Origin of the sequence: Anabaena sphaerica FACHB-251, from assembly GCF_014696825.1 — a bacterium.
Classification (GTDB): Bacteria; Cyanobacteriota; Cyanobacteriia; order Cyanobacteriales; family Nostocaceae; genus RDYJ01.
Window position 1 is genome coordinate 137,686 of sequence record NZ_JACJQU010000012.1, and the last position, 19,257, is coordinate 156,942.

19 protein-coding genes and 1 tRNA gene are annotated in these 19,257 nt (G+C 38.9%); 12 read left to right on the forward strand and 8 right to left on the reverse strand.

Annotation, left to right across the window (positions count from 1 at the left end; genetic code table 11):
• Positions 1-380: 380 nt before the first annotated feature.
• The 5 genes from H6G06_RS18755 (at position 381) to H6G06_RS18775 (ending at position 4,438) form a co-directional block, all read left to right on the forward strand.
• Positions 381-1,652, forward strand: a complete 1,272-nt coding sequence (locus H6G06_RS18755) for a tetratricopeptide repeat protein (protein WP_190562846.1) — start codon at positions 381-383, stop codon at positions 1,650-1,652.
• Positions 1,653-1,769: 117 nt separating this feature from the next.
• On the forward strand, positions 1,770-1,907 hold the full coding sequence (locus H6G06_RS28040) for a hypothetical protein (protein ID WP_338422960.1): 138 nt from the start codon (positions 1,770-1,772) through the stop codon (positions 1,905-1,907).
• A gap of 162 nt (positions 1,908-2,069) precedes the next feature.
• Positions 2,070-2,471 carry a GxxExxY protein gene (locus tag H6G06_RS18765; RefSeq protein ID WP_190562847.1) on the forward strand — a complete coding sequence of 134 codons (402 nt, stop codon included), beginning with the start codon at positions 2,070-2,072 and terminating at the stop codon, positions 2,469-2,471.
• A 916-nt stretch (positions 2,472-3,387) separates the two neighbouring features.
• Positions 3,388-3,963: an RNA polymerase subunit sigma-24 gene (locus tag H6G06_RS18770; RefSeq protein ID WP_190562848.1), complete on the forward strand. Its 576-nt coding sequence runs from the start codon at positions 3,388-3,390 to the stop codon at positions 3,961-3,963.
• A gap of 136 nt (positions 3,964-4,099) precedes the next feature.
• Positions 4,100-4,438, forward strand: a complete 339-nt coding sequence (locus H6G06_RS18775) for a hypothetical protein (RefSeq protein WP_190562849.1) — start codon at positions 4,100-4,102, stop codon at positions 4,436-4,438.
• 113 nt (positions 4,439-4,551) lie between these two features.
• Here the strand turns inward: H6G06_RS18775 and gcvP are convergent, their stop codons facing one another.
• The 3 genes from gcvP to gcvT form a co-directional block, all read right to left on the reverse strand.
• Complete coding sequence (gene gcvP / locus H6G06_RS18780; protein WP_422387055.1) at positions 4,552-7,464, reverse strand: aminomethyl-transferring glycine dehydrogenase; 2,913 nt, start codon at positions 7,462-7,464, stop codon at positions 4,552-4,554.
• Positions 7,465-7,898: 434 nt separating this feature from the next.
• Positions 7,899-8,288, reverse strand: a complete 390-nt coding sequence (gcvH, locus tag H6G06_RS18785) for a glycine cleavage system protein GcvH (protein WP_190562851.1) — start codon at positions 8,286-8,288, stop codon at positions 7,899-7,901.
• Positions 8,289-8,369: 81 nt separating this feature from the next.
• Positions 8,370-9,506 (reverse strand): glycine cleavage system aminomethyltransferase GcvT, encoded by a 1,137-nt coding sequence (gene gcvT, locus H6G06_RS18790; protein ID WP_190562883.1) that lies wholly within the window; start codon positions 9,504-9,506, stop codon positions 8,370-8,372.
• 168 nt (positions 9,507-9,674) lie between these two features.
• Between gcvT and H6G06_RS18795 the strand changes: the two genes are divergently transcribed.
• On the forward strand, positions 9,675-10,166 hold the full coding sequence (locus H6G06_RS18795) for a pentapeptide repeat-containing protein (protein ID WP_190562853.1): 492 nt from the start codon (positions 9,675-9,677) through the stop codon (positions 10,164-10,166).
• 60 nt (positions 10,167-10,226) lie between these two features.
• On the opposite strand, the gene H6G06_RS18800 is transcribed toward H6G06_RS18795, so the two are convergent.
• The 3 genes from H6G06_RS18800 to psaK all read right to left on the reverse strand — a co-directional run bounded on the left by H6G06_RS18800 (position 10,227) and on the right by psaK (position 11,304).
• Positions 10,227-10,553, reverse strand: coding sequence for a DUF760 domain-containing protein (locus H6G06_RS18800; protein ID WP_190562855.1), 327 nt, complete (start codon positions 10,551-10,553; stop codon positions 10,227-10,229).
• A 205-nt stretch (positions 10,554-10,758) separates the two neighbouring features.
• A tRNA-Ala gene (locus tag H6G06_RS18805) sits at positions 10,759-10,831 on the reverse strand.
• A 212-nt stretch (positions 10,832-11,043) separates the two neighbouring features.
• Complete coding sequence (psaK, locus tag H6G06_RS18810; RefSeq protein ID WP_190562857.1) at positions 11,044-11,304, reverse strand: photosystem I reaction center subunit PsaK; 261 nt, start codon at positions 11,302-11,304, stop codon at positions 11,044-11,046.
• A gap of 269 nt (positions 11,305-11,573) precedes the next feature.
• On the opposite strand from psaK, the gene H6G06_RS18815 reads away from it, so the two are divergent.
• The 6 genes from H6G06_RS18815 (at position 11,574) to H6G06_RS18840 (ending at position 16,926) form a co-directional block, all read left to right on the forward strand.
• Positions 11,574-12,008 (forward strand): SufE family protein, encoded by a 435-nt coding sequence (locus H6G06_RS18815; protein WP_190562859.1) that lies wholly within the window; start codon positions 11,574-11,576, stop codon positions 12,006-12,008.
• A gap of 127 nt (positions 12,009-12,135) precedes the next feature.
• Positions 12,136-13,044, forward strand: coding sequence for an alpha/beta fold hydrolase (locus tag H6G06_RS18820; protein WP_190562861.1), 909 nt, complete (start codon positions 12,136-12,138; stop codon positions 13,042-13,044).
• Positions 13,045-13,088: 44 nt separating this feature from the next.
• Positions 13,089-14,060 (forward strand): CobW family GTP-binding protein, encoded by a 972-nt coding sequence (locus H6G06_RS18825; protein ID WP_190562863.1) that lies wholly within the window; start codon positions 13,089-13,091, stop codon positions 14,058-14,060.
• Positions 14,061-14,370: 310 nt separating this feature from the next.
• Positions 14,371-15,411, forward strand: a complete 1,041-nt coding sequence (locus H6G06_RS18830; RefSeq protein WP_190562885.1) for a WD40 repeat domain-containing protein — start codon at positions 14,371-14,373, stop codon at positions 15,409-15,411.
• A 50-nt stretch (positions 15,412-15,461) separates the two neighbouring features.
• On the forward strand, positions 15,462-15,737 hold the full coding sequence (locus H6G06_RS18835) for a hypothetical protein (RefSeq protein WP_190562865.1): 276 nt from the start codon (positions 15,462-15,464) through the stop codon (positions 15,735-15,737).
• A 190-nt stretch (positions 15,738-15,927) separates the two neighbouring features.
• Positions 15,928-16,926 carry a metal ABC transporter solute-binding protein, Zn/Mn family gene (locus H6G06_RS18840; protein WP_190562867.1) on the forward strand — a complete coding sequence of 333 codons (999 nt, stop codon included), beginning with the start codon at positions 15,928-15,930 and terminating at the stop codon, positions 16,924-16,926.
• A gap of 587 nt (positions 16,927-17,513) precedes the next feature.
• On the opposite strand, the gene H6G06_RS18845 is transcribed toward H6G06_RS18840, so the two are convergent.
• Positions 17,514-18,446 (reverse strand): hypothetical protein, encoded by a 933-nt coding sequence (locus H6G06_RS18845; RefSeq protein WP_190562869.1) that lies wholly within the window; start codon positions 18,444-18,446, stop codon positions 17,514-17,516.
• Between the two features lie 462 nt (positions 18,447-18,908).
• Positions 18,909-19,257 (reverse strand): RNA-guided endonuclease InsQ/TnpB family protein (locus H6G06_RS18850; RefSeq protein WP_242039766.1); only part of this gene is annotated, 349 nt, incomplete at its 5' end.

The window sequence follows — 19,257 nt, forward strand, 5'->3', positions numbered from 1 at the left end:
GGCGAAGCCGCCCAACGCACTGGCTCCCCTTTTGAAAGAGGATTTAGGGGGATCTAAAACGTTTTGCTACTCACAAGATGACTTTTAATACATCCTCTAAGGTAGCTGGTGAATTTATGTATCCTCATTGTATAGATAATTATATCATTTTCTGTTGATACATGAATAGCTGTAGTTTTATTTAATCAATTTTTACAAAAAACAATCACATATAAAAATTTTGTAAATCCTGAACTGTCTGAATCAAATATTTTTATGCTAATCTGGATTTCAGCTACCGAAAAATCTTCTGATTTCTGAATCCTGAATTTCGACAAATTTGACAACATCATTTGTTGTAAATTATAATTGTTTTAATTATCACACGAACTAAATAGTATATGAAATTTTGGTACAGGGTTGCTACTTTGGGCTTTATTGCCTTATCTATTACAAGTTGTAACAATGACGATTTTTACTTTCAAAATTACTATCAACATTATGAAGAAGCCATTTTAGACTACGATAAAACTATTGCTATCAACCCTCAAGATTCCGATGCTTGGAATGGCCGTGGAGATAACTTATATTCTTTAGGAAAATACGAAGAAGCGATCGCATCCTACGATCAAGCTATTACTATTAACCCGAAAGATTCTGATGCTTGGAATGACAAGGGTGATGCACTATATAGCTTGGAAAAATACCAAGCAGCTATTTTAGCTTACGATCAAGCTATTGCTATTAACCCGAAAGACTCTGATGCTTGGAATGGCCGTGGAGATAACTTATATTCTTTAGCAAAATACGAAGAGGCGATCGCATCTTATGACAAAGCTATTGCTATTGTTCCCGAAGATGTCAACGTTTGGGATGATCGTGGAGATGCACTATATAGCTTAGAAAAATATCCAGAAGCGATCGCATCCTACGATAAAGCTATTGCTATTGCACAGAAAGAAAACGATTCTTGGTTTAGGAGAATTTTTAACCTGAAAAATTTGGGAGAAAATCATGAAGTTTGGAACGACCGTGGTGATGCACTATATTGGCTAGAAAAATACGAAGAAGCTATTTTAGCTTACGATAAAGCTATTACTATTAACCCTGAATATCACGAAGCTTGGTATAACCGGGGTGCTGCACTAGATATATTAGAAAAATATGAAGAAGCTATTTTAGCTTACGATAAAGCTATTGCTATTAACCCTGAATATCAAGAAAGTTGGTATAGTCGGGGTATAACTCTGGAAAATTTACAAAAATATGAAGAAGCGATCGCATCTTACGATAAAGCTATTGCTATTAACCCTGAATATCAAGAAGCATGGAATGACCGGGGGGATGCACTATATAGCTTAGAAAAATACCAAGAAGCGATATTATCCTATGACAAAGCCATTGCTATTAACCCGAAAGACTCCGATGCTTGGAATGACAGAGGTGATGCCTTATTTTCCTTGGAAAAATATAAAGAAGCGATATTATCTTACGACAAAGCTATTGCCATTAAACCTGACGACTATGAACCTTGGTATAGCAAAGGTTTTGCTCTAGAGAATCTAAAAAAATATCAAGAAGCACTAAAATGTTATCAAAAATCTATTGAGCTTCAACCTGGTTTTGCAGAGGCTATTAATAAGCGAAATGAATTGTTAAAAAAATTATCTTAGCCGCAAGTATGTTTATTGTCTGAATAATGATTTCTGAACAAGAGTTATTAACAAAATGGCGTTCCTTACCGCAGGATAAACAAGAAGAAGTTTTAAATTTTTGTAGATTTTCTGCACTTGAAAACCACAGCCAAAAAACCGCCTTTGGGGGAACGTTTGCGAGAAATTCGCTCTAAAATTGTTGCATCTGATAAACAATTATTAAATGCAGACGAAATAGAACAAGAATTAGCTTCTCGTAGAGGTGGAATGTAACTGTATTTTATAGTCTTCAAATCTTCACAGACAATTGATCAATAAGAATCCTGTAAATCCTATAATCCTGGATATCCTGATATGGCTACGCCACGCTTCGCTATCAGACAAAAAAATTTTAACACTTCACCAGTAACCTATAAATAACAATCCTATACATCCATGAACACACCCAACAATCAAAATAAAAAATTAGATGAAATCACATATATAATTAATGGGTGTGCAATGAAAATACACCGAACTTTGGGAAATGGTTTTCAGGAGGTTATTTATCAAAGATGTATGGAAATTGAATTGCAAAAAGCAGGTTTAGGTTTTGGAAGGGAGGTAGAACAAGTAATTTATTATGAAGGAATTGAAGTAGGAACAAGAAGGGCAGATTTTATAGTTGAAAATCAGATTGTGGTGGAGTTGAAAGCGATAATTAATTTAGAAGATGTTCATTTAGCGCAAGCGAAAAATTATTTGGTGGCTTATAATTTTCCTGTTGGTTTATTGATTAATTTTGGTGGGTTGAAGTTGGAATATAAGAAGGTTTTTAATCCTAGATATCAGGGTTAATTTGTCTGAATCAGGATGTTGTTGTTTATTTGACGTGGGGATTTTGAGGATTTTTTTTGTCTGAATCAGGATGTCCAGGATTTTAGGATTTTCAGGATGTTGTTGTTTATTTGAAGTGGGGATTTGAGGATTTTTTTGTCTGAATCAGGATGTCCAGGATTTGAGGATTTTCAGGATGTTGTTGTTTATTTGAAGTGGGGATTTGAGGATTTTTTTGTCTGAATCAGGATTTCCAGGATTTAAGGATTTTCAGGATGTGGTTGTTTATTTGCAGTGGGGATTTTGAGGATTTTTTGTCTGAATCAGGATTTCCAGGATTAAAGGATGTACAGGATGTTGTTGTTTTATTGTCTATGAGAAGTACAGACTTTGGGATGATTGATAAGATAAATTATCTGTTAAATTATTAAATTATCTGCTGTTACTTCTTGACCATTACTGTAACTGTATTTTATCATTTTTCAATATTTACAGACAATTCATCAATTACAATTTGTCTGAATCAGGATAACCAGGATTAGAGGATGTACAGGATGTAATTTTTTTATTGTTTAGGAAAAATGGCAATTTTTGGATGATAGATAATATGCTGTGATTGTAATTATCATTTTTCAATACTTACAAACAATTCATCAATAACAATCCTGTACATCCTACAATCCTGGACATCCTGATTCAGACAATTACAATTTCAGCATCCCACCAACAACCTACAAATCACAATCCTGTAAATCCTAAAATCCTGGACATCCTGATTCTGACAATTAAAATATCAGCATCCGTTTTTATACGGATAATCTTGCATGTATAATTAAAACCTAGCAAGATTAAATCAGTAGTGATACTGATACACAAAGTAATGACAATGATGTTTTAATATCAATAATATTGGATTTCTATTAGGAGCAATAAGTTTATGAGTTGGGAAGATGTGACAGATAAAGTTGTAGACAAGGTTATTGAAAAAGGTGTAGAAGAGGGTTTGGGTGTTAAAGATTTTAAAACAGTAAAAGCTGTTGCTGAAACTGGTATGGCTGCTAGTGCTGCTGTTAGTGCGGCTACAGGGTTAACTGTTGCTGCAACTTCAGGAGCAGGAATTACTTCTGGTCTAGCTGCTGCTGGTGGTGTAGTAGGTGGAGGTATGGCCGCTGGTCCTGCGGTTTTGGCTGCTGGTCCTGCTTATGCGGGTGCGAAAATTCTAAATGAAACTTTGTTTAAAGATCAAGCAGATTTATCTCAAGAAGAACGTGATGCTCGTTCCGCTGCAAGAACCGCTACAAATATAAGTGCTACTGTCGGTGTAGTTGGTGCTGGTGCTGCAACTGTAGCTGCTGGTGCTTCGGGTGCTGCAATTATGAGTACCCTTGCAGGTATCGGTAGTGTTGTTGGTGGAGGTGCGATCGCTGGTACTGCTATAGTTGCTGCTGCTCCTGTTGTTGCTGCTGGCGCTATTGGATACGGAATATATAAACTTTTCGGTGGTAAGAAATAGTATTTACCTGGTTCTCCAATGTAGTGTTAAACTGCATTGGAGTAGTAAGGAATTATAAAATCTCGATGCACAAAAGCATTAACGAAAACAAGATGTTCTGAAATGCTGAAAGAATTTAAAAAGATAGGAGAAAATTATGAGACTCAGTGGTAAACAAGGAGACAGTATAGAAGTTTACACATTAAAGGAATTAGATGATAAGATAGAGAATGATATTAAAGAATTTCTACCCAATCTTGAATACTGGAAGTATTTACATGAATTGAATGTGTTGCGTCATCATAAACGAGAGGATTATGATGTAGATTTCGATCAAATTACTGATGATGCTAGTTTATGCTCTTGGATTATGGACATACATAATAGGAAATGGATGGAAGAACCAGCTATTTTAGAGTTCCTAGATTTTGCATCAATCTATCGAGAAGGCGATCAGAAAAATTATACTCCAGAAAATATTAAGAAATACTTGTAATATCATTTTCGTTTAAAACTGCAAGGTTGTAGGGTGCGTTAGCCTCAGCGTAACGCACCTTATCCCACAATCAAAACGGTGCGTTACATTTCAATAACGCACCATACAATTAATTAACTATAAGCCTCCATAGGTAAACAAGAACAAACAAAATTCCTATCCCCAAAAGCAGCATCAATTCTCCCCACACTTGGCCAGAACTTATATTCCTTATTCCAAGGTGCAGGATAAGCAGCTTGTTCACGGGAATAGGGATGATTCCACTCACCAATAATCAAACTTTCCGCAGTGTGAGGGGCATTTTTCAAAAGATTATCGTGAATATCCATTTTACCAGATTCAATTGCCGCAACTTCCTCACGAATCGCAATCAAAGCATCACAAAATCTATCTAATTCCTGTTTAGATTCACTTTCCGTTGGTTCTACCATAATTGTCCCAGCAACAGGCCAAGAAACAGTAGGTGCATGAAAACCATAATCCATTAACCGCTTCGCAACATCATCAATTTCAATCTGCGCTGATTTCTTCAAACTTCGCAAATCTAAAATACATTCATGTGCCACCAAACCATTTTTTCCCTGATATAAAACCGGATAATATGACTCTAATTTCTTAGCGATGTAATTAGCATTTAAAATGGCAATTTTGGTTGCTTCCGTCAACCCATCTGCACCCATCATGATAATATACATCCAAGAAATCACTAGGATACTTGCACTACCCCAAGGTGCAGCAGAAACCGCACCCAAATCACCACCCATTCTCACCACAGAATGTCCTGGTAAAAAGGGAACAAGGTGGGAAGCAACACCAATGGGACCCATACCGGGACCACCACCACCATGAGGAATACAGAAAGTTTTGTGTAAATTCAAATGACAGACATCTGCACCAATATCACCAGGACGACAAATACCGACTTGGGCATTCATATTAGCGCCGTCCATGTAAACTTGTCCACCGTGACTATGAATGACTGCACAAATTTCTTGAATTGCTTCTTCAAATACCCCATGAGTTGATGGATATGTCACCATTAAAGCTGATAATTCATGACTATGTTTTTCAGCTTTGGCTTTTAAATCAGCAACATCAATATTACCATCATCATCACAAGCCACTCCCACAACTTTCATCCCACACATTACCGCACTTGCGGGATTTGTTCCATGTGCAGATTGGGGAATTAAACAAACGTTTCTATGTCCTTCTCCGCGACTTTGATGATATTCATGAATTACCAAAAGTCCCGCATATTCACCTTGAGAACCTGCATTTGGTTGTAAGGAAATTCCCGCAAAACCTGTAATTTGTGATAACCATGCTTCTAGTTGTTGGAACAGAATTTGATAACCTCTAGTTTGGGAAATTGGGGCAAAAGGATGGATTTTACCAAATTCTGCCCAAGTTACGGGAATCATTTCCGAAGTTGCGTTTAACTTCATCGTACAAGAACCCAAGGGAATCATTGAAGTTGTTAATGATAAATCCTTGCTTTCTAGTTGATGCAAATAACGCAATAATTCGGTTTCTGAATGATAGCGGTTAAAAACTGGGTGGGTGAGATATTTACTTTCACGTGATAATTGAGAATTGGTAATTGGTAATTCTTCCACAGTAAAAGGTAATTGATCTTTCAGTGCGAAAATTTGCCAAAGGTCAATTAAATCTGCTTCTGTGGTAGTTTCATCTAAGGAAATACCCACAGTGGAATTATCAAAAATTCTCAAATTGATATTTCTCTCATTTGCAGCGTCGAGAATTGCTTCTAATTTGGTATTTCCTAATTCTACCCGCAAGGTATCAAAGAAATATTTAGAACTAATTTTGTAACCGAGTTTTTCCAAACCTGCTGCTAGAGTTGCGGTTAATTGGTGGATGTTTTCAGCAATAGCTCTCAGTCCATCGGGTCCATGATACACTGCATACATACTTGCCATGACTGCCAATAAAACCTGCGCCGTGCAGATATTACTGGTGGCTTTGTCTCTACGGATGTGCTGTTCACGGGTTTGTAAAGCTAGACGGTATGCAGGTTTACCGTTAGCATCTTTTGATACCCCCACAATGCGCCCTGGAACTAGCCGTTTATACTCTTCCTTCGTGGCAAAATAAGCAGCGTGTGGTCCCCCAAAGCCCAAGGGAATACCGAAGCGTTGGGTGCTGCCTACTGCAATATCAGCCCCTAATTCACCGGGGGGTGTGAGCAATGTTAAACTCAGAGGATCTGCTGCTACAGTCACCAATGCACCCTGAGCATGGGACTGTTCTATAAAATTGCGATAGTCGTAAACTGTGCCATCAGTTGCAGGATATTGGAGAATTGCACCAAAAATGGATTCTGCAAAATCAAAAGTTTGATGATCACCGATAATGATATTTATGCCTAGAGGTTTTGCTCTTGTTTGCAATACATCAATGGTTTGGGGATGACATTCACGAGATACAAAATAGTTATGTGATTTATTTTTGCAGACACCATAACTCATACTCATGGCTTCTGCTGCTGCTGTCGCTTCATCTAATAACGATGCGTTAGCAATTTCTAAACCTGTCAAGTCTATAATCATGGTTTGGAAATTTATGAGGGCTTCCAAACGTCCTTGGGCAATTTCTGGCTGATAAGGTGTATAAGCTGTGTACCAACCCGGATTTTCTAAGATGTTGCGTTGAATAACTGTGGGGGTGATACAGTCATAATACCCCATGCCAATGTATGAACGGTAAACTTGATTTTTATCGGCTATTTGTTTCAATTTTGCCAGTGCTGCATATTCGCTTTGTGCTGCTGGTAATTGTAGAGTTTGATTCAAGCGAATTGCTTGGGGTACTGTTTTATCAATTAAGTCATCAAGAGTAGTCAAACCTAATACTTCCAGCATTTGCTGAATGTCATCGGAGTTGAGTCCAATGTGTCTTTGGGCAAAGCTGCTTAATTTCTGACTGCTTTTAGCTAAAATGTTACGATTCCTTCGGATCGCTTCGCTATCGCTCGACTGAGTACGTGGGAGATTAGCTACCACAAATTTTTCTCCAGATGCTATGGTTTAATATATTGTAATGATTACTTTGATATATTAGGGAATAGGAAATAGGGAATAGTTATAGGACTTACGCAAGTGGCACATCAAACATCTGTTGTAGAGTCCGTCAGATGTTAAAAATCGGTTTATTGACAGGATTTATGCAGTCTGACGCATCCTACTAATATTAAATCCCAAATTCTCTAAGAAGTTGGGAATATTGTTATTAATTTTGGCCAAAATTATGAATTGAGGATATTGACTTCAACCTCAAAACCTGATACAATTGATTTCGATAAGGAAGAATTATTCAAAAATATAAAACTAATTTAAATAAATAAGCGTTTTTTAGAACCTGTGTAGAGACGTTCCATGGAACGTCTCTGCCATTTTGTTAGAGATGTCTATTTCAGATATGGTGAGTTTTGAATTACTTACTCCCCTTCCACCAAAGCACGATACTCATCCGCTGTCATGGCATCCTCAACTTCACTAAGATCATCAACACGCAATTTTATAAACCACCCCTCACGATATGGGTCATCTGCCACGAGTTCGGGGGATTCAATCATGGCTTCATTGCGTTCTATCACTGTACCGCTGACTGGTGCATTGAGTTCTTCAACGGCTTTCACGGATTCAATGTTACCAAAAGTATCTCCCTTGGATATAGCATCACCGATTTCTGGCAGTTCCAAGAATACAATATCACCTAATTGATCAACAGCAAACTCAGTAATACCAATGGTAGCGATTTCTCCATCTAGGCGTACATATTCATGAGAATCTAGATAACGCAAATCCTGGGGATATTCAAAAGACATAGCACTTCCTCTTCCACGTTAAAAAAATAGTGTTACAAGAGTAACCTAAAAGACATTATTCCTCAAAAACATCAAAACTTGTCAGTTAGTAACACGATTTTTTGAGCGATAGAAGGGACGTTTCACCACGACTGCGGGATAAGCCTTGCCGCGAATTTCCACTTCTACCTGCTGTTTGACGGTTGCTAAGTGACTAGGAACATAAGCTAAAGCGATGGGATAACCGAGTGTAGGTGAGAGAGTGCCACTAGTTACTTCTCCCACAACATTACCTGATGATAATACGGGGTAGCCATGACGGGCAATATTCCGCCCTTGGGTTTGTAAACCTACGAGTTTACGATGCACTCCATCGGCTTTTTGCTGTGCTAAAATTTCCCGCCCGATAAAATCGCCTTTAGTATCTAAATGTACCAACCACCCTAAACCCGCTTCTAGGGGTGTGGTGGTATCGTCGATATCTTGGCTATAAAGTGCCATTGCGGCTTCCAGACGCAGGGTATCTCTGCAACCAAGCCCGCAGGGAATAACACCAGCATCATAGAGACGTTGCCACAATTCTATCCCGACTTCGGGATCTACCATGACTTCAAAGCCATCTTCCCCTGTGTAGCCTGTACGGGCAAGGAAAGCTGGTTTACCGAAGATGGTTGTTTCTAAATGCCCAAAGGCTTTGATTGGGGTTAGGTCTGCTGATACAAAAGACTGAAGATGGCTGGTAGCTTTTGGACCCTGAACGGCAATTAAGATTTTATCTCCTGACAAGTCTTGAAAATCTACTGTATCTGGGTCAAGATGCTGCAATAACCACGTTTTGTCTTTCTCAGTGGTGGCTGCATTAACGATAATTACTACCTTTTGGGTATCAGTATTTTCTTTACCTTGGTAGTAAATAATGATATCGTCAATGATTCCAGCTTGGGAATTTAATAATACTGTGTATTGTGCTTGACCAGGTTGCAGACGACTCAAATCTGAGGGGACTAATGCCTCAAGTTGGGAAATCAGGTTTTTACCTTGGAGGGTAAATTTACCCATGTGGGAAATATCGAACATTCCGGCAGTATTTCTGACAGCTTGGTGTTCTTGGGTGATACCGCTATATTGTACCGGCATTTCCCAACCACCAAAGCTAGTAAAGCGGGCTTTGAGTTCGACACCGATTTGATATAAAGGGGTTTGCGCTAGAGATTGGGTGATACTTTCTGGATTAGCCACAGGTATTTTAGGCGATCGCACATCAACATTTATCTATCCTACGAGATGAGTTCAGATTTAGCAGATACTACCCACATCCCCGACTTGTTGGAGAAGTCGGGTATCTATCTTCCCTAGTGCGGTTTAATAGTTAATGGTGGAATTGTTGAGATTTATTAAGCAAAGATTATGAAGTATTGGCAAATACTCGCTAGTTTGGTTTTAGCCGTGGTGTTGTTTGTGTTTCCCCTAACAGCACAAGCAGCAAGTTCTTCCAGCATCACCCGTTCTGCTGGTGATGAAGTACAAGGTCAAGATTTTTCTGGACAAAATTTAGTCGGTACTGAGTATACTAATCTGAAATTAGAAAATACTAACTTTAGCAATGCTAACTTACGAGGTGCTGTGTTTAATGGTACTTTGTTGGAAGGGGTAAATTTACATAGTGTAGATTTTCGTCAAGGTATTGCTTATTTAGCAAAGTTCAAAAATGCTGATTTGAGTGATGCAGTATTGACAGATGCGATGATGTTGCGTTCAGTTTTTGATCATGTCGATGTCACTGGTGCTGATTTCACTAATGCCATTTTAGATGGGGTAGAAATCAAAAAACTCTGTGTTAATGCTAGTGGTGTAAATTCTCAAACGGGTGTAGATACTCGTGAATCTTTAGGCTGTTAATAAGTAAAAACTGCATAACCTGTAGAGACGTTCCGGTGGAACGTCTCTACTACTGAATTATTACTGAAAATCGATTACTTGGAAACTCTTTTCCATTTCTAATCTTTGTTCTACATTTCTTAAAAAATACCCATCAATCATAGCTGAACCTAATAGCTTTCCTAATTCATCGCGGCTGGTGGTAATCATAGTATTGTATCTGTCATTAGGCAAATGACCTAACATAGCAACAATAGATTTTTGAATTAGTTCAAATACTTCGGCTGAGTTGGGTTTAGAGAGTTGAGTGACTGTTTCTGGGTTGAGAGATTGTAGATATTGCCAAAGCTGATCATTATTTTCGTCTGGTGCAAAATAATCTGGCTGAGAATGGGAAAGATTACTCATAGCAATTTCTTTAAACTCGCTTGATTATCAATTTATCAAGATAGTTCTCAAATCATTGTCAAAGAAACCGAACCTGAGAAGATGAGTTTATTCTACTCAATCATTTTTAGCCCAACTGGGAACAGGTATTTATGCTAATAGGTAAGTAAACTTTGTTTGATAATCTCAAGCCAAGGCGCAAAGGAAGAAATTCGGAATTTTGTAATGGAGTTAAGGGGAATCGAACCCCTGACCTCTTGAATGCCATTCAAGCGCTCTACCAACTGAGCTATAACCCCATGAACTTTATAGAATCCGCTTTTTAGGCTTTTTAGTTGGTTCTATAAAAATTTAATCAGTTTTTTGATTATCTCAGTTTATATCAATAAAGTCAAGGCAATTACATTAAAAAATGTAAATTAGTCAGCTATAGTCCCTGTTCTGGAAAGAATCCCGTCCTCTGATACTGAGGTCGGGATAGTTAATTACAGAGGGTTTGTGAGTTTAAGGCTTAGATTCTGCCAAGGTTATGCAGTCCTAAAATAATCCCAGCGCCTAAAATATGACCAAAGGCGGTGGTTGCCAGTACAGCAGGTAAACCAAAACCACCAAAAAACTTAGGTGAAGGTAGGGCTGGTTCTGCGCTGGGATACTTGATGGTAAACTTCCCAAAGGCGATCGCAATGATGTTGGCGATAATCATGATGATGCCAACGTTAGGACTCCAGTCTAGGGGTGCGGTTGCAGCGGCGAGTAAGGTTGAAGTCAACATTGGATTTTCTCCTCAGATTTTGGAATTATGGACTAATAATCTTCATAATTACTAAGAAAATTCAATAAAAATCCCAATTTTGCAGTATTATTTAATATTTTGTCTAAATACTTCATATTTGGGTAATTGGTAATTGGTAAGAATTTATTACCCAATCTCCAATCCCCAATTCCCAGCGATTGCGCGCAGCGCACTGCCGTAGGCGATCGCTCGCAAACATCGCAAATCATTTACACTCAAGATGAGACTGATTATTTTCTAAATTTACTATGTCCTTAAGTCTTGACTCGTTACCACCAGCTTTGGCTAAAATTGTGCAACGTTTCCAACGTGCTTCTGAACCAAAGCGGCGCTATGAACAATTAATTTGGTATGCTCAGAAACTACCAGAATTTCCCGAAGCTGATAAAATCCCCGAAAATAAAGTTCCAGGTTGCGTTTCTCAGGTATATGTCACAGCATCACTGGATGATGGGAAGGTTGTTTTTCAGGGAGATTCTGATTCTCAGCTAACCAAGGGACTGGTAGCATTGTTAATAGAAGGATTAAACGGACTAGCACCAACAGAAATTGTACAATTAACACCTGATTTTATTCAAGCCACAGGTTTAAATGTCAGCTTGACACCTTCCCGCGCTAATGGTTTTTACAACATCTTCAAAACCATGCAGAAAAAAGCTTTGGAATGTAAATTGGAAAATTAGGGACTGGGGACTGGGGACTGGGGAGGGAAATTTTAGATTTTAGATTGAAGCTGAGAAAAATAATCCAAAATCCAAAATCCAAAATCCAAAATCCAAAATTGAATTACCAATTACCCATTTAATCAAGATGTCTACCAATTTATCAACAAAACCCGCTGGTGCGTATGGTGGTGAAGTTAAAGAATTCCTGTGGAACTGGGAAAATCAGCCTTTGCGGGTGGTTTATGAAACCATAGGACAAGGTTCACCGCTTTTATTGCTTCCCGCTTTTAGCAGCGTTTCCACCAGGGGAGAAGTGGGGGAACTTGCCAAATTACTCGCTGACCATTTTCAAGTTACCGCCTTAGACTGGCCGGGTTTTGGTGAAAGTTCACGATTGAGTTTAGATTATAACCCAGCCATATATCAGCAATTTTTGGCAGATTTTGTGGAATCTGTGTTTAATACCCCAATTATTGTAGTTGCGGCTGGTCATGCTACTGGTTATGTCTTGAAGCTGGCAGTTAAACAGCCAGATGCTTTTTCACAGATTGTTTTAATAGCACCGACTTGGCGCGGACCACTGCCGACAATGGGGGCAAATGCCAATATAGCTGCTATGGTAAGGGGGATAGTGCGATCGCCTATTTTCGGTCAAGCACTATACAAGCTAAACACCGCCCCATCTTTTTTAAGTTGGATGTATAGCCGCCACGTCTTCACCGATACCGCTAAACTTACACCCGACTTCATCGCCGAAAAATGGCAAAGCACCCAACAACCAAACGCCAGATTTGCATCTGCGGCCTTTGTCACCGGCAATATTGATACTATTCATAGTCAAACAGAGTTTTTGTCCCTAGTACAGTCCTTATCCGTCCCGCTAATGGCAGTTATAGGCGCATCTAGCCCACCAAAATCACGCCAAGAAATGGACGCTTTAGCAGCATTACCAGGAATTAGCAGTATTGTAGTTCCCGGTTCCTTGGGACTGCATGAGGAATATCCAGCAGTTGTTTTTGAAGCAATACTACCATTTTTAAGCAAGGTGTGTTAGATAGAGAATGATTATCAACAAATCATCAAAATTGCTTTGAAATTATGATTGCTTCAGAAACATCCACGACTGTGCCTGTAACCGTTTTAACCGGCTATTTAGGAGCAGGAAAAACCACCCTCTTAAATCACATCCTCACCTACGAACACGGTAAAAAAGTTGCTGTAATTGTCAATGAATTTGGAGAAGTAGGCATTGATAATCAATTAGTTATTGATGCAGATGAAGAAATCTTTGAAATGAACAACGGCTGTATTTGTTGTACAGTTCGTGGTGACTTAATTCGCATCATCGGCAATTTGATGAAACGCCGGGATAAATTTGACCATTTAGTAATTGAAACTACAGGATTAGCAGACCCTGCACCTGTAATTCAAACGTTCTTTGTTGACGAAGATATGCAAAGTCAACTATCACTAGATGCAGTAGTTACAGTTGTAGATGCTAAACATATTTGGCAACATTGGGAAGCAGACGAAGCCCAAGAACAAATTGCATTTGCTGACGTAATTTTGTTGAATAAAACCGATTTAGTTACACCAGAAAATTTAGAAGAATTAGAAAAACGGATTCGGTCAATGAATGCGATGGCTAAAATTTACCGCACCCGTAACTCTGAATTATCAATGGATGCACTTTTAGGAGTACAGGCATTTGACTTAGAACGCGCTTTAGAAATTGACCCTAACTTCTTAGGTGAAGATGCCCATGTACATGATGAAAGCGTCTATTCTGTAGCCTTAGTGGAAAAAGGCGCAATAGATGGACAAAAATTAAATGCTTGGATGTCAGAACTACTCAGCACCAAAGGCACAGACATCTTCCGCATGAAAGGCATTTTAAATATTGCTGGACAAGATGATCGCTTTGTCTTCCAAGGGGTACACATGATATTTGATGGTAGACCAGATAGACCTTGGAAAGCCAATGAAACCCGAAAAAATGAACTTGTATTCATCGGACGAAATCTAGATGAAGCCAAATTAAAACAAGATTTTCTGGCTTGTATCGCGTAAATTGAGATGGGAAAGTGGGGATAAAATTCAAAATTAGGCGTTGGTGAATAAAAATGGGAAATTCATATTTTAACTCAGCAACGTCATTTTCTTTTCTATGTGTTCTCTGCGTCTCTGTGGTTAGTAAAAAAAATATTATTGTCCATACATAATATCTATAGGACTCCTATTTGATTATTGAACAAGACTCAGTACACACGGAAAATCTTCTTACCTATTCCCTGTTCCCTGTTCCCTGTTCCCTGCCTCTACGAAAAATATGGCTAACGCCACGCTACGCGGACATAAATCAAATCGGATCACTATAAACATGAACTTCACAACTAACAAACCTCAACAATTCACAACTTACTATTCAGGTCAGCTTGCAGATTATGTCACATCTCTAGCTTGGTCATCCGCAGGAGGGAAACTTGCGGCCACCTCCGCTGCTGGAGAAGTTGTAATCTGGGAAAATCACGAAATCACCAACTTACAAACAGCTACAGGAAAATCAATTGACTGTGTAGCTTTTTCCGCTGATGATCAATATTTAGCCGTTGGTGGACAAGATGGAAAAGTGAAAATATGGCGAGAAGATGAATTAATCACAACTTTAGAAAATGCTCCCGCTTGGGTGGATAAATTAGCTTGGAATCATACAAATAATCAACTAGCTTTTAGCTTAGGGCGTTACGTTCAAGTATGGGATGCAGACACAGAAGAAATAATTGTTACTCTCAACTTTGAAAATTCATCAATTTTAGGAATTGATTGGCGTAAAGATGGGCAATATTTAGCTATTAGCGGCTATCAGGGAATAAAAATTTGGAATAGTCAAGATTGGGACGAGGAACCTTATATCCTCGGTACGACTACCGTTAGTGTAGCAATGGCTTGGTCGCCTGACGGTAAATATTTAGCTTCTGGAAATATGGATCGTAGCGTCACCGTTTTAGAATGGGGAAACCCCGATCCTTGGGTTATGCGTGGCTTTCCGGGGAAAATTCGTCAGTTAGCTTGGTCCCAAGTGACAACCGCTACAGGAGCGCCGCTTTTGGCTTCTTCCAGCGTCGAAGGTGTGGTAGTTTGGGAAAAATCAGAGGATGAATCCTTGGGTTGGGAAGCGCGAATTTTAACCAATCATGTGGATATAATTAATGCGATCGCCTACGCACCCCCAAGCCTGGTTCTCGCTTCTGCTGGTGCTGATGGTTGGTTATGTTTGTGGAACCAAGATTATGAAATATCGCAAATTCTCACAGGTGTGCGTGGGGGTTTTTCTACCCTAGCTTGGCATCACCAAGGTAAATTTTTAGCCGCAGGTGGGGAACAAGGAGAGTTCCTGATCTGGTCAAAAACTAATGACTAATGTTGAATAATTGGCTATGCTGTATCAGCAGCAGCCTCTAAGGGTGAACTATGAACATAGCTAAACTGATTTTCCTTGCTTGTCATGTCTTTCTAGCATCTTTGCTGCTGGTAGCTAGTCCAGCGCACGCATCTACTAGATGGCAAGCTGCACCTACTTCGCAGATGATTGTAGCAACATCTGCACAACCAATGCCCGAATTGACAGCACCAATTTTAACGCAACCAAACCATCAAATTGTTAATCAAACTGGTTGCGGTTGTAGTGCTTGCGTCCAAGCTAATTTTCATAAGTTGCAAGGTAAATTACCAGCTGCTGGCTTTTAATCAAGTTAAAAGGTATGAAAATTTTCAGGCACAGCATTACTGTGCCTTTATTAGTGTAGATGTCAATACAGCAGGAGTCAGGAGTAAAACTGGCTTTGTGTATAGGTTTCAATTGAGATTCTGTACCTCATTGATCTACAATCTGCTGTATACAAAAATATATTTTTTTGATTGTTATTTGATTTTATTTATGGCAGCAAAAATCATATATAAGAATTTATTAAATATTGCTTTTTTGGCGATTGTGATGGGATTTTCTGGATGTAAGAATCAAGATGTAAATACTACATACATTCCCTATAATCGGACTGCTAGGATTAACAGAAATCTCCCTCAAGTTGTAGCGACTACGAGTGTATTATGTGATTTAACTAAACAAGTTGCTGGAGAAACAATAAATCTTACCTGTCTAATTCCTCCTGGTTTAGATCCGGGAATTTATCAACCAACACCAGAAGATATCCAAGCTATAGAACAAGCTAATCTTATTTTATATCATGGTTATAATTTTGAACCAGGTTTAATCAAAGTTATTCAAAATACTCAAAACAATGCGCCCAAAATAGCAGTCGCTCAAAGTGCTGTACCAGAACCAAAAAGATTGCAAAAAAATGGGAGAATTTTCACTGAACCACATATTTGGCACAATGTTAAAAACACCATTAAGGTTGTGGAAGTAATTAATAGAAATTTGGGTAAACTATTACCTAAAAAACAAAAAGAATATAGCCGTAATACCAGCAAATTAACCAAAGAATTAAACGAACTACATAGCTGGATTAAGTCTACACTCGCTACTATTCCTAATAAAAATCGCAAATTCCTGACAACCCATGAGGCAATGATTTATTATGTGACAGCTTATGAGCTTCCCTATAAAGCCAGTTTACCCAATATTAGAGATGAAGATAATTTAACAGATACAAGAGTGAAAAATTTGGCCCAATATATTCAAGATGCTAAAGTAAAAACACTTTTCGCCGATACAACCATTAACCTGATGTTACTTGAGCCTATTACTAAAGAAGCAAATGTGAAACTTTTTTCCAGACAACTTTATATTGATGGACTTGGTGAATTAGGTAGTGATGGAGAAACCTATCAAAAAATGATGGATGCTAATACACGCAGTATTGCAGAAGGGTTGGGTGGAACTTATTTAAAATTTGCTCCTAACATTGGGAAGTAATCTCCATAGTAGGGTTTGAGCAGTTGTCGAGTGCTGGTGATACCATTTCTTTATGAGCCTGCGCCGAATTTTTGATATTGTATTTCTTTCTTCGCTTCCTTCGTGTCTTCGTGGTTCGTTTCTTATCTAATTGAGTGCATCTTCATACAGAATTGGTATGAGTAGTAATTGAGTAGAAAATTAAAAGTCTAGGCAATCTGCCTTATTAATTTCTCGCCTACACGCCGTCAATGAATTCCTACAAAATCGTCGTCAAAATAATGCCCCTGCTATAAAACCGGGCTATATGATGCTGGGAAAGGTTTCAGATGTTTTAATCCACCCTTCCCAGCAGAATTTTGATTTTTTAAAAAATATATTCAGAGCCTACCCGCCAACCAGTTCTCAATAGTGCAGATGCTTAATAGACATCTGGTGGAAAAGAATGTAGAGGCGTTCCATGGAACTTCTCTACAAGGGTTCTAGGATACGCAAATTTAATTTCTGGAGATGTCTAATGAGATAGGAAAATAGGAAATGGAGAACTTTTTCAGGGGGAAGTGTGGTATCCCACACGAAAAAGTTTTCAGATATCCTCTCATCCGTTTCTACTGAGCGGAATTAGTGCTAGTAGAATTGTTAGAGCCAGTAGAACTACTATTCGACCCACTATTGCTCTGGCCTAAACCTTGAGGTTGAGTGTTTTGAGGTTGAGTGTTTGTAGTAGAGTTATTACTCCCTGTCGGTTGAGCAGGACTGGTATTAGTCGTGGAGGTATTACCTCTATTCGGTTGAGCAGGACTGGTAATGGTAGTGGAGGTATTACCTCTATTCGGTTGAGCAGGACTGGTATTAGTCGTGGAGGTATTACCTCTATTCGGTTGAGCAGGACTGGTAATGGTGGTGGTGGTATTACCTCTGTTTGGTTGAGCAGGACTGGTATTAGTTGGAGTTGTGGTACTGAGTGACCGAGTGGGGCTAGTCTGCGTTGCACCAGAAGATTGCGGACTGGACTGTTGGGACGGAACAGTAATGTTAATTTGTGGTTGAGAAGGCGGAGATGGTTCTGTAATCGGCTGTTGTGGAACAGGAACAGGTACAGCCACATCTCTAGTTCTTTCAATTATTGTCGTTTGTGATTGAGGTGATGGAGAAGCCGCAGGAGATGAATTGGGCGATGGACGGCTCTTATTTGGCACAGGAACCAATACTGGGGTAACATTGTCAACTTCTGCTTCATTCCGCTGGTTAAAGTACCAAGTTGCTCCTCCTATCAAACTCACAAGAGATGCAAACAAAAGGCCGAATATCCAACCACGAGCCACATTATCATTATCACGGTCTCTTAAATTTGCTCGCTGATAGCTGCGTTCTGCGCTCCGTCCGTGTACGTAACCATTGTGGTACGGATTAGGTGTAGATGTACCGTTATTAATCTCTTCAGTAGTTTGTCTTACTTGAGTGTGAGTCTGACCATTACTATCTGTGTAACTATCCTGTCTATATTCACGTTTGCTTTCACTATTGTTTGGATCAATCATATCTGTTGCTTTCCCTTTATAATCTGAATATTGAAGAACTAAATCTTTGTAAGATTCATGTTTTTGATTGTTTTTAAACAACCCTTTTTATTTATCAGATGCCGTAAGTTATTTTTGCTACTAGAAACTGAACTGTTTCAGAATAACCTCTGTGATCGCATAGATGGCTCTCTCTCTAGAAAGGCTTTCAGGCTCTATCATCAGAGGTAAAAGCAGTATTGTGTTGATTAATTATTTGTAGAATCATGTCAATAAACAGATTTTTGACATCTGACGCACCCTACTAATTTGCCAGTTGCGTAAGTCCTGAGTTAGTTAAATGTATCCGATCCAAAAAAGCTAACTAATGCTAACAATAGCCAGCTTTTTCTTCCTGCTTCACCCTAGAAGTGTCGGCACTATCTAGTCCACAGGCTAACACGGTCAATCTGACCGCTTCTTGTTTTAAGTTCAAGGCAGCATTTAAATCTCTGTCACTCTCAAAGCCACAGCTAATGGCTTACGCCACGCTGCGCGAACACATTTAAACACTCTTTGAGATAATGAGAGTGATGTTTTCTTCTCTCCACAACTTGAGCAAGTCTTACTACTGGGATAAAATCTGTCCACAATTACTAACTTACTGCCATACAGTTGTGTTTTATATTCTAACTGCCTTCTAAATTCATAAAAGCCCATATCGGCAATAGCTTTTGATAATTTACCATTAGCTAACATCCCGGATACATTCAAATCCTCTATCCCTATAACCGCGTGGTTTTTGCTAATATAGGTGGTGATTTTGTGTAATGTATCTTTTCTGATGTTGGCT